Raw genomic sequence first — 9,199 nt, 5'->3', positions numbered from 1 at the left:
CGCGGTGGCCTTGGCGGCGGCCGCGGCGGCGGGGTCGGCGTCGAGCACCCCGCTGGCCAGGCCGCCGTCGAGGATCAGGGTCAGGCTGCGGGCGAGGGCCTCCGGATTCCCGGCGCCGGCCCGTTCGGCCAGCTGGGTGATCCAGGCAAGGATGGACTGCTTGTGTGCGACTGTCCGCTCGTGCACGCGGGTGCCGGAGGGGGACTCGGCGGCGGCGTTGATGAAGGCGCAGCCGCGGTAGCCATCGCGGCGGCAGGCCGTGGTGAGCGCGTCGAACAGTCCCACCAGCTCGCGGGCCGGCTCCGGTCCGGCGGCCTCGGCGGCGGCGTGCAGCTGCCCGGACCAGACCCCGTCCACGTGCTCCAGGTAGGCCAGGATCAGGTCGTCCTTGGCAGGAAAGTACTTGTAGAACGTGGCCTTGGCGACGCCGGATTCGGCGATGATCGTATCGATCCCCGCGGCCCGCAGGCCGTGGGCGTAGAACAACCGGAAGGCCGTGGCCAGGATCTTCTCCCGCGCCTGGCCGGCGGGCGTGCGGACCGCCTGCGGGGCGGCCGGTGCGGGTGCTGCTGCTGGACTCATACCTCCATGCTACAGACCGGTCTGTCTGCGCGCCCTTGTGCATAGACAGATCTGTCTGATAGCGTCCCGGAAAGAGGTAGACAAACCTGTCTGCCAAGAATTCCCGTCTCCAGTGAGGTCACCATGAATATCGCAGTCTTCGGCACCGGAACCGTCGGCCCCGCCGTCGCCGCCGCCCTCGTCGCGCTCGGCCACGACGTCGTCATCGGCACCCGCGACCCGGAAGCCACCCTGGCCCGTACCGAGGCCGGCCCCATGGGCGGCGTCCCCTTCGCCCAGTGGCACGCCGAGCACCCCGGCATCCGGCTGACCACCTTCGCCGACGCCGCCGCCGGGGCGGACCTGATCGTCAACGCCACCAACGGCTCCGGTTCCCTTCCCGCCCTCACCGCGGCCGGCGAGGAGAATCTGGCCGGCAAGGTCATCATGGACATCGCCAACCCGCTGGACTTCTCCCAGGGGTTCCCGCCGTCGCTGAACCCGGTGAACACGGACAGCCTCGGCGAGCAGCTGCAGCGCGCCTTCCCGGCGGCCCGGGTGGTCAAGACGCTGAACACCATGAACGCCTCCGTGATGGTGAACCCCGCCAGCGTGGCAGGCGGCGACCACTCCGTGTTCGTCTCAGGCAACGACGCCGAGGCCAAGGCCCAGGTGTCCGGCCTGCTCGCCGAGCTGGGCCACCGCGACATCATCGACCTCGGCGACATCACCACCGCCCGCGGCACCGAGATGCTGCTGCCGGTCTGGCTGCGGCTCTGGGGAGCGCTGGGCAACGCGGACTTCAACTTCAAGATCGCGCGCTAGGGTTCGGCCGGGGACCAGGGAGGTCCCCGCAGCGAGGCCCGGGGCCAAAGGTCCCGGGCCTTGAAGCGGCCCGGGTGGAACACTGGGTCCATCCGGCGGCCCGGCAGCGCCGGGCCGCCTCAGGCGACCGGCAGCCTCCCGTGCTGTGCGGTCGTTCCGCCCGCCACCCGAGGAGCCGTTATGAACCCGATGGATTCCGTCGTCGCCGCCATCGAACGCCTCGACGGGCTGGACGGTCCGGCGTCCGCCCTCGCCGGCCTGGTCGGCAAGGCTGTGCAGCCCCGCGCCGTCCGCAACCTGCTCAGCGGCACCGTCCTGGGCCACCCGCTGCACCCCCTGCTCACGGATATCCCGATCGGCGCGTGGACCATGGCCTCCCTCCTGGACGCCGTGGGTGGCAGGGAGATGGAACCGGCTGCGGACCTGCTGGTGACCGTGGGGATCGCCGCAGCCGTTCCGACGGCGGCGGCCGGCCTCAACGACTGGTCGGACACGGCCGGAAAACCGCGACGGGTTGGGCTGGTCCATGCCGCGGTGAACACCGTGGCCCTGGGTCTCTACGCCTGCTCCAGCGCCGCCCGCTTCCGGGGCAACCGCGGCGCGGGGACGGCCCTGGGCCTGGCGGGACTGGGCGTCCTGACCTTTGGCGGGTTCCTCGGCGGCCACCTGAGCTTCGCCAACGCGGTCAACGTCAACAGGACCGCGGACCGGAACGGCCCCTCGAAGTGGACGCCGGTGCTCGACGACGCCGAACTCCCCGAGGGCGGGTCGCGCAAGGTCGAGGCGGGCAAGGTCACCGTCCTCCTGTACCGGACCGGCATGGCGATACTCGCCGTCGACAGTGTGTGCAGCCACGCCGGCGGGCCGCTGGAGAAGGGCACGGTCGACAACGGTTGCGTGGTCTGCCCCTGGCACGGCAGCACATTCCGGCTGGCCGATGGAGAAGTGGTCCGGGGCCCGGCCACCCGGCCCCAGCCGGCCTATGACACCAGGATCACCGAGGGGCGGATCGAAATCAGGCGCCGGACGGCCTGATACCCCCGGCCCAATAGACGGAACCGATTCCCCACGCGGCGCGTGAGGCGGGTAACATCCCAGAGGTAACCCGGCTCACAGTATCCAGCGCAGTGTACGAGCCACCTCGAACCTCGAAAGATGCTTCCATGGCTGACACTGCACTGACCTCCGGCCTCGAGCTGGCCGACGACCTCGCCGCCGAACTGCGCGCCGACGTCCGCCGGGTGTCCACGCTCCTGGGCGAATCCCTGGTCCGCCAGCACGGCCCCGAGCTCCTCGACCTCGTGGAGCAGGTGCGGCTGCTGACCAAGGAATCGAAGGAAGCCGCCCGGGGCGGCGCGGACGCCACCGGCCCCTGGAGCTCGTACGACGTCGTCGCCCAGGTCCGCGAACTCCTCGGCTCCCTGCCGCTGGACCAGGCCACCGACCTGGTGCGCGCCTTCGCCTTCTATTTCCACCTGGTCAACGCCGCCGAGCAGGTCCACCGGGTCCGCGGGCTGCGCAACCGCCAGGAAAAGGACGGCTGGCTGGCCAAGACGATCGCCGAGATCGCCGAGAAGGCCGGCACCGGCGTGCTGCAGGACGTGGTCAACGCCCTCGACCTCCGGCCGATCTTCACCGCCCACCCCACCGAGGCCTCCCGCCGCTCGGTGCTGGACAAGGTCCGGCGGCTCTCGGACATCCTGGCCCAGCCCACCGCCGAGGGAACCCCCGCCCGCCGCCGCCAGGACCGGCAGCTGGCCGAGGTGATCGACCAGATGTGGCAGACCGACGAGCTCCGCCAGGTCCGGCCCACCCCGGTGGACGAGGCACGGAACGCGATCTACTACCTGACCGGGATCCTGACGGATGCGATGCCGGAACTGATGTCCGACTTCGCGGACCTGCTGGCCGAGCACGGCGTGACCCTGCCGGTGGGCACGGCGCCGGTCCGCTTCGGCTCCTGGATCGGCGGGGACCGGGACGGCAACCCCAATGTCACCGCCGCCGTCACCCGCGAGATCCTGCAGATCCAGAACCAGCACGCCGTCCGGATCTGCATCGAGCTGATCGACGGGCTGATCTCGATGCTCTCGAACTCCACCGCCCTGGCCGGCGCCGACCAGGCGCTGCTGGACTCGATCGACGTCGACCTCAAGAACCTGCCCGGCCTGGACCGCCGCGTGCTGGAGCTGAACGCCCAGGAGCCCTACCGGCTCAAGCTCACCTGCATCAAGGCCAAGCTGCTGAACACCCGCCGCCGCGTGGCCGCCGGGTCCACGCACGAACCCGGCCGCGACTACGCCGCCACCGCCGAACTGCTGGCCGAGCTCGAGCTGCTGGACACCTCGCTGCGCAACCACCAGGGCGCGCTGGCCGCCGACGGCGCCCTGGCCCGGGTCCGGCGCGCCGCGGCCTCCTTCGGCCTGCACCTGGCCACCCTCGACATCCGCGAACACGCCGACCACCACCACGACGCCGTCGGCCAGCTGATGGACCGGCTGGGTGGACCGGGCGTGCGCTACGCCGAGCTGAGCCGGGCCCAGCGGCTGGAGGTGCTCGGCGCCGAGCTGGCCTCCCGCCGGCCGCTCTCCGGCCACCCGATCAAGCTCGACGGCGCCGCGGACGGCACCTATGACGTCTTCCGCGAAATCCGCCGCGGGCTGCGCACCTTCGGCCCCGACGTCGTCGAAACCTACATCATCTCCATGACCCGCGGCGCCGACGACGTCCTCGCCGCGGCCGTCCTGGCCCGCGAGGCCGGCCTGGTGAGCCTCTTCGGCGAGGCGCCGTACGCCAAGCTGGGCTTCGCGCCGCTGTTGGAAACCGTCGAGGAACTCCGCGCCTCCGCCGAGATCGTGGACGCGCTGCTCTCCAACTCCTCCTACCGCGAGCTGGTCCGGCTCCGCGGCGACGTGCAGGAAATCATGCTCGGCTACTCGGACTCCAACAAGGAATCCGGCGTCATCACCAGCCAGTGGGAAATCCACAAGACCCAGAGCAAACTGCGCGACGTCGCCGCCAAGCACGGTGTCCGGGTGCGGCTCTTCCACGGCCGCGGCGGGTCCGTGGGCCGCGGCGGCGGTCCCACCTACGACGCGATCCTGGCGCAGCCGAACGGCGTGCTCGACGGCGAGATCAAGTTCACCGAGCAGGGTGAAGTCATCGCGGACAAGTACTCGCTGCCCGAGCTGGCCCGGGAGAACCTCGAACTCTCCCTCGCCGCCGTCCTGCAGGGGTCCGCGCTGCACCGGGCGCCGCGCACCACCAAGGACCAGCGCGAGCGCTACGGCCACGTCATGGACACCGTCTCCGACGCCGCGTTCGCCCGCTACCGCAGCCTGATCGACGACCCGGACCTGCCGGCCTACTTCGTGGCCTCCACCCCGGTGGAGCAGCTCGGCTCGCTGAACATCGGCTCGCGGCCGTCCAAGCGCCCCGATTCCGGCGCCGGGCTGGAGGGGCTTCGGGCCATCCCGTGGGTCTTCGGCTGGACCCAGTCGCGGCAGATCGTGCCCGGCTGGTTCGGCGTCGGCTCCGGTCTGAAGGCCGCCCGCGAGGCCGGCCACACCGAGCAGCTGGCCGTGATGATGGAACACTGGCATTTCTTCCGCTCCGTGCTCTCCAACGTGGAGATGACGCTGGCCAAGACGGACATGGACATCGCCGGCTACTACGTCTCCACCCTGGTCCCGGAGAAACTGCACCGGATCTTCCACGCCATCCGCGCCGAGTTCGACCTCACCGTGGCCGAGGTCCGGGCCCTCACCGGGGAGAACCTGCTGCTGGACGCCCAGCCAGGGCTCAAGCGCTCCCTGGAAATCCGGGACCAGTACCTGGACCCGATCAGCTACCTGCAGGTGGAGCTGCTGCGCCGCATCCGGGCGGCGGGCACCGGGTCCTCCGACGCCGAGATGACCGGCGGGGAGATCGACGAGCGGCTGCAGCGGGCCATGCTGATCACCGTCAACGGCGTCGCGGCGGGCCTGCGCAACACGGGATAGTCAAGGGCCTCTGCGGTGACGCTCCCTCAGGGGTGGCGGGTTTTTTGGGTGATGCTCCCTCAGGGGTGGCGGGTTTTTGGTGACGCTCCCTCAGGTGTGGCGGGTTTTTTGGTGACGCTCCCTCAGGTGTGGCGGGTTTTTTGGTGACGCTCCCTCAGGTGTGGCGGAAATTCACCGTCGGAAGTGCTGGATGTGATGGAGCGTCGTCCTGAGGGCGGCTGGATGTGAGGGAGCGTCGCCGCGGCGGCCGCTGGATGTGAGGGAGCGTCGGGGGCCGGTGGGGTGGTTAGGCTGGATCCATGCCCTCCTTCCAGACCAGACTGAAGATCACCGGACTTCGGCCGGGGAATCCGCCGGAGGCCGTCATGGACGCGGCGGTGGAGGCGTTGGGCACGCGCCACCACGTGGAGGCCCACCAGTTGGAGCTGGCCGGCGGCGTCCCGCAGCTGAACCTGCGTTTCCTGGTGGAGGCCACCGCCTACGCGGCGGAGAACAGCCAGGCGCTGGAGGCTGCCGCCATGATGCGCGACGCCGTCGAACGCGTGGCGCTCACCGGAAACCTCACGGTTTTGCGGCGCAACCGCGGCCGCTGGGCGCCGGTGTAGGCCTAGAAGTCCAGTTCGGCGTCGGGGTCCGTCTGCGCGTCCCCGTTGTTGCCCGAGCCGGCGCCGCGTTCCACCACGGGGGAGCGGCTGCCGCGGCGGCGCGTCACCACCAGCCCGACGACGGCGCCGATCACGATCCCCAGCGCCACGCCGATCAGTGAACTCGCCCAGAACGGCAGCCTGGTGGCCGAGCCGGTGGCGTAACCCAGGCCCACCGACCAGACCGCCCACAGCGTCCCGCCCAGGGCCGCGCAGAGGCTGAACCCGCGGGTAGAGACGTTCGCGATTCCCGCCGCGGCTGTGGTGGCGAGCCGGCCACCGGGGATGAAACGGAGGCCGATGATCCCGCCGTAGGTGGATGAGCGGCCAGCCTTGGCGATTGCCTGGTGGATGCCGCTGTGGAACGTCCGGCCCCAGCTCCAGCGGTCCAGGACGTGGCTGAGCCGGCGCTTGAAGAGCTGGAACACCAGCAGGTCGCCCAGCCAGGAGGCGGCCGCGGCCAGCAGGATGATCAAGAAAATGTTGGCCCGGCCGTCGGCGCAGAGGGCGCCGCCGGTGATGATCAGCATCTCGGAGGGGACCGGCGGGAAGATGGCGTCGCCGACCACCATGGGGACGATCCAGAAGTAGATCGCCGAACCCCAGGTATCAGCATTGGCCAGGTCCATGGCCACAACGTACCGCATCCGTGGCGGTTAGTTGGTGCGGGCCTCGGAGAGAGTCAGCCGGCTGCGGTATTCGACGGGTTTTCCGGAGACGGGGTCCACGAAGCGGATGCCGCGGGCCAGCAGCTGCAGCGGCTTGGAGTAGTCGTCCGGGGCCTTGTCCAGCAGGTCGGGGTAGAAGGCGTCGTTGACGATCCCGAGTCCCAGGGAGGCCATGTGCACGCGCAACTGATGGGTCTTGCCGGAGTGTGGCTCGAGCCGGTAGAGGGCACGGCGGGGGCTCGCGTCCCTCCCTGCACCAACGTCGTCGGTGCCCCCGTTGGAGTCGCCGACGTCGTGCGCCGCCGCGAAGGTGCGGATCCGCTCGATGCGGGTCTCCGTGTTCGGCTCACCCTCGATCACCTCGGCCAGCAGGTAGCTGCGCGACTTGGTCATCCGGTTGCGCACCACCACGGGGAAGTCGACGGCGGGGTGGCCGGGGGCGGGCTCCGCGGCGGAGACGCACTCGTATTCCTTCTGGACCTGGCGCTTCTCGAACAGGACCTGGTACTTCCCTCGGGTTTCCGGGTTGGTCGAGAGCAGCAGGATTCCGGCGGTCATCCGGTCCAGCCGGTGCATCGGGATCAGGTCCGGCAGCCGCAGCTGGTTCCGCAGCCGGACCAGGGCAGACTCCTGGATGTAGGTCCCGCCGGGGGTGGTGGGCAGGAAGTGCGGCTTATCCACCACCAGCAGGTGCTCGTCCTGGTGCAGGATGTTCAGCTCCACCGGCATCCGGGTCTCCGGCGGCAGGGTGCGGTAGTACCAGATGAACGTGTGGTGCCGCAGCGGGGTGGTGCGGTCCAGCGGGATCCCGCCCTCGCCGACGATCTCGCCGGCGTCGAACCGGTCCGCGATGCCCTGCGGGTCGATGTGGCCCCAGCGGTGCATCATGTAGTCCATCGCGGTTTCCCACGGACCTTCCTCCGGCAGTCGCAGGCGGGTCGCATTCACGCCGTCGCGCACGGGGAGGGGGGATTGCATCACCGGTCCATTCTACGCGGCGGGGTTTCGCGGGCCTCCGGCGTCGCCCGCCCCTCCCCGGCGTCTCGGCCACTTCGACGGTTCCCTGCCGGTTAGACGTTCTTGAGCGTCTTTTTGACAGGGAACTGTCGAGGCGGACCGACGGAAAAATATTCCTTGACAAATAAATCTGTCGGTGATGAGACTTGGAGCATGCAAGCCATTGAGGTGATCGAGGATCCGGCGGCCGCGGAAGCCACCCTGGATCCGATCCGTACCCGGATCCTGCGCGAGCTGACGGACCCGGGCTCCGCGACCCAGCTCGCCGCCCGGTTGGGGCTGCCCCGCCAGAAGGTGAACTACCACCTGCGGACCTTGGAGCAGCACGGCCTGGTGGAACTGGTGGAGGAGCGGCGGCGCGGTAACGTCACCGAGCGCATCCTGCGGGCGACGGCGTCGTCGTACCTGATCTCACCGGCCGCCCTGGCCTCCGTGGCCCCGGACCCGCGCCTGTTCTCGGACCGGTTTTCGGCCTTCTGGCTGCTGGCACTGGCCGGCCGTATGGTCCAGGAAGTGGGCCGGCTGATCGCCGGGGCAGCCGCCGCCCGGCAGGAACTGGCCACCTTCGCGATCGACGGCGAGATCACCTTTCGTTCCGCGGCGGACCGGGCAGCCTTCGCCGGGGAACTCGGCGAGGCGGTGACCCGGCTGGTCGACAAGTACCACGACGGCGGCACCGGGCACCCGGCGGGCTCCCGGCCCGCGGGGCGGAAGCACCGGCTCGTCGTCGCGCTCCACCCTGCACTGAAGAACCCATCCCCAACCCCCACAGCCAAGGACTAGGACCATGACCGACAACCGCGAATTCGAGATCGTCTACGACACCGACCTGCCGGGCACGCCCGAACGCGTCTGGGAGGCCGTCACCGCCGGCACGCCCGCCTGGATGTTCCCCACGGACCAGTGGCCGGCCGTGAAGACGGTGGAGGAGTATCCCTCGCATTTGGTGTCCCGCATGGAGGGCCCGGACGGCTGGTTCAACCAGCTGGAGCACGTGCTGGAGCCGCTCGAGGGCGGCCGCGCCCGGCTGCACTACGTCCACAGCGGGATCTTCGCGGACAACTGGGACCAGCAGTACGACGGAGCGAGCAAGCACACGGCGTTCTACCTCCACACCCTCGGCCAGTACCTGAAGCACTTCGACGGCAGGCCCGTCGTCTTCACGGACATCCAGGCGCCGGCAACCTCGCAGGCCCCGGACGGCTTCGACCGGCTCAAGGAAGCGCTCGGTGTCGCCGGCTCAACCGCGGGCGAACCGGTGGAGCGTGAGCTTGACGGCGTGGGGCGCCTCGCGGGCGAGGTGGACTTTGTGAACGAGAACTTCCTCGGGCTGCGCACCGCGGACGCGATGTACCGGTTCTTCGGCCGCAACGCCTTCGGCGCACCGGTCGGCATGACCGTGCACGACTTCAGCGGCCACGGCAATTCCGAGGAAACGGCCCGGGTCTGGGGCAGCTTCTTCGCGAAGGTCTACGCCTAGGAA

9 protein-coding genes are annotated in these 9,199 nt (G+C 70.0%); 6 read left to right on the top strand and 3 right to left on the bottom strand.

The genetic code is table 11. The annotated features are described in order from the left end of the window. Window positions 1-582, bottom strand: a 582-nt coding sequence (locus AB0305_RS08170) for a TetR/AcrR family transcriptional regulator (RefSeq protein ID WP_366172359.1), incomplete at its 3' end; no start/stop codon positions are given. A 123-nt stretch (window positions 583-705) separates the two neighbouring features. Here AB0305_RS08170 and AB0305_RS08165 point away from each other — a divergent pair. From AB0305_RS08165 to AB0305_RS08150, 4 genes are all read left to right on the top strand, one after another. Beyond that, complete coding sequence (locus tag AB0305_RS08165) at window positions 706-1,386, top strand: NAD(P)-binding domain-containing protein (protein ID WP_364136500.1); 681 nt, start codon at window positions 706-708, stop codon at window positions 1,384-1,386. 180 nt (window positions 1,387-1,566) lie between these two features. After that, complete coding sequence (locus AB0305_RS08160) at window positions 1,567-2,421, top strand: Rieske (2Fe-2S) protein (protein WP_364136502.1); 855 nt, start codon at window positions 1,567-1,569, stop codon at window positions 2,419-2,421. Window positions 2,422-2,549: 128 nt separating this feature from the next. Beyond that, a complete protein-coding gene (ppc, locus tag AB0305_RS08155) occupies window positions 2,550-5,387 on the top strand; it encodes a phosphoenolpyruvate carboxylase (RefSeq protein WP_290256687.1) in 2,838 nt (945 codons plus the stop codon). Window positions 5,388-5,686: 299 nt separating this feature from the next. Continuing rightward, window positions 5,687-5,992 (top strand): hypothetical protein, encoded by a 306-nt coding sequence (locus AB0305_RS08150; RefSeq protein ID WP_290256686.1) that lies wholly within the window; start codon window positions 5,687-5,689, stop codon window positions 5,990-5,992. 2 nt (window positions 5,993-5,994) lie between these two features. Here AB0305_RS08150 and AB0305_RS08145 read toward each other — a convergent pair whose 3' ends face one another. Both AB0305_RS08145 and AB0305_RS08140 read right to left on the bottom strand, forming a co-directional pair. Beyond that, on the bottom strand, window positions 5,995-6,678 hold the full coding sequence (locus tag AB0305_RS08145) for a VTT domain-containing protein (RefSeq protein ID WP_364136504.1): 684 nt from the start codon (window positions 6,676-6,678) through the stop codon (window positions 5,995-5,997). A 9-nt stretch (window positions 6,679-6,687) separates the two neighbouring features. Continuing rightward, window positions 6,688-7,677: an RluA family pseudouridine synthase gene (locus AB0305_RS08140; protein WP_364136691.1), complete on the bottom strand. Its 990-nt coding sequence runs from the start codon at window positions 7,675-7,677 to the stop codon at window positions 6,688-6,690. 192 nt (window positions 7,678-7,869) lie between these two features. On the opposite strand from AB0305_RS08140, the gene AB0305_RS08135 reads away from it, so the two are divergent. Together AB0305_RS08135 and AB0305_RS08130 are read left to right on the top strand one after the other, a co-directional pair. Further along, on the top strand, window positions 7,870-8,499 hold the full coding sequence (locus tag AB0305_RS08135; protein WP_364136506.1) for a helix-turn-helix domain-containing protein: 630 nt from the start codon (window positions 7,870-7,872) through the stop codon (window positions 8,497-8,499). A gap of 4 nt (window positions 8,500-8,503) precedes the next feature. Further along, entirely contained in the window at window positions 8,504-9,196 is a 693-nt protein-coding gene (locus AB0305_RS08130; RefSeq protein WP_364136508.1) for an SRPBCC domain-containing protein, read from the top strand. The last annotated feature ends 3 nt before the right edge of the window (window positions 9,197-9,199 follow it).

It is taken from the genome of Arthrobacter sp. NPDC080086 (assembly GCF_040702285.1).
The sequence above is the reverse complement of the archived record's forward strand: the minus strand, read 5'-3'. Positions and strand labels throughout refer to the sequence as shown.

Bases quoted from the DNA above. Each gene is read 5' to 3' on its own strand.
- AB0305_RS08160 (WP_364136502.1), top strand. From the start codon at position 1,567: ATGAACCCGATGGATTCCGTCGTCGCCGCCATCGAACGCCTCGACGGG.
- AB0305_RS08150 (WP_290256686.1), top strand. From the start codon at position 5,687: ATGCCCTCCTTCCAGACCAGACTGAAGATCACCGGACTTCGGCCGGGG.
- AB0305_RS08140 (WP_364136691.1), bottom strand. From the start codon at position 7,677: ATGCAATCCCCCCTCCCCGTGCGCGACGGCGTGAATGCGACCCGCCTG.
- AB0305_RS08135 (WP_364136506.1), top strand. From the start codon at position 7,870: ATGCAAGCCATTGAGGTGATCGAGGATCCGGCGGCCGCGGAAGCCACC.
- ppc (WP_290256687.1), top strand. From the start codon at position 2,550: ATGGCTGACACTGCACTGACCTCCGGCCTCGAGCTGGCCGACGACCTC.
- AB0305_RS08165 (WP_364136500.1), top strand. From the start codon at position 706: ATGAATATCGCAGTCTTCGGCACCGGAACCGTCGGCCCCGCCGTCGCC.
- AB0305_RS08130 (WP_364136508.1), top strand. From the start codon at position 8,504: ATGACCGACAACCGCGAATTCGAGATCGTCTACGACACCGACCTGCCG.
- AB0305_RS08145 (WP_364136504.1), bottom strand. From the start codon at position 6,678: ATGCGGTACGTTGTGGCCATGGACCTGGCCAATGCTGATACCTGGGGT.